The following is a 1,368-nucleotide window of genomic DNA, read 5'->3' as shown; positions in this document are numbered from 1 at the left end:
GCCACGTCCAGCGCGCCGGCCCAGAGCCGCTTGCCGGCCTCCACCGCGCCCGCGAGTTGTTCCCACTGGCGCGAGGTCAGGGCCCGAAGCGGCACAGCGATTCCATCCGCGCCTGCCGCCAGGATCCGCTCGAACGGCGCCTCTACCTCGGAGACGGCCACAACGGTTTCGACGGCGCCCGCGGCCCGGAGCGCGTCGATCACCAATTGCCAGGACTCGGTCACTTCCCGGCCCGGCACCGAACGCAGGGTCCGGTAACCGCTGGCGGTGGGAATGGTGCCGGCCAGCACCGACGCAATTTCAGGTTCGTCGATCTGGACGACGATCCGGGCACCGGGGGCAGCCGCCGCCACCCGCTTGAGGTAGCCTTCCACGCCCGCTGCGAGCGAGTCCGCGATGTCCCGGCGGGCACCGTAGTCGATCAGGGCCCGCTCGCCGTTGTGCAGGTGCAGCCCGGCGGCAAGGCTGAGCGGCCCGCGCAGCTGGATCTTGATATCGTCCGACGGCACTTCCTCGACGCCGATCACGTCCGCCATGATGTTGATGTCGGTGGACAGGGCCGACTTGGCCCGCTGCAGGTCCTTGCCGGGCCGGTCCACGAACCGCCATCCATGCGGCTGGACGTCGACGGCGAGTTCCACGAGCAAAGAGGCGGTCCGGCCCAGGGCATCGGAGCCGACGCCGCGGTCGGGAAGCTCGGCGAGGAACGGCAGGTGCGGGCTGCCCAGTTCACCGCGGATGATGCGGGCGGCCTCGGCCGGGTCCTCGCCCGGCCAGGGGCCAAGGGCGGTCGCGGTCACTTGGCCCGGTGCGGGCGCGTCTGGTACTGCCATGGCTAGGCGTCTGCGGCGCGGGCGGCGTCCGCGGAGCCGGAGGCCTGGGCGGCCTGGTGGTCCTCGGCGATGGCCTCGTGGTGGCGGATGACCTCGCCGATGATGAAGTTCAGGAATTTCTCCGCGAAGGCCGGGTCCAGGTGGGCTTCGGCGGCGAGGTGCCGCAGCCGGGCGATCTGCGCCGTTTCACGGCCCGGGTCCCCGGCGGGAAGTTGGTGCGCGGCCTTGAGGAAGCCGACCTTCTGGGTGGCTTTGAAGCGTTCGGCGAGGAGGAAGACCAGGGTGGCATCGATGTTGTCGATGCTGGAGCGGATCGACAGCAGCTCCGCCATGACCGCGGGATCCACGGAACCGGCCAGGGAGCTTGCCGCCGGGTCGTAGGAGTCGGTTTCGGGAAGAGTGGGGTTCTGCTCGGTCATTGACCCAGTCTAGGGGTTCGGCGGCCAATGCCTCCCGCTGTTAAGTACCGTTGCAGGCGCCTGCGGAGACACCAAGGGGCATGCTCACCGTTCGTGGCGAACGGTGAGCATGCCCC

The 1,368-nt window shown here is 70.0% G+C and carries 2 protein-coding genes; both read right to left on the bottom strand.

Translation table 11 applies throughout. From position 1 onward, the window contains the following. Positions 1–833: hypothetical protein (locus tag LQV45_RS32825; protein WP_230011816.1), on the bottom strand; the 833-nt coding region annotated here is incomplete at its 3' end. A 2-nt stretch (positions 834–835) separates the two neighbouring features. Then, positions 836–1,252: a chorismate mutase gene (locus LQV45_RS32820; protein WP_230011813.1), complete on the bottom strand. Its 417-nt coding sequence runs from the start codon at positions 1,250–1,252 to the stop codon at positions 836–838. Positions 1,253–1,368 lie beyond the last annotated feature (116 nt).

It is taken from the genome of Microbacterium sp. Bi128, from assembly GCF_918698205.1.
This window is presented reverse-complemented; position numbering and strand designations above follow the sequence as displayed.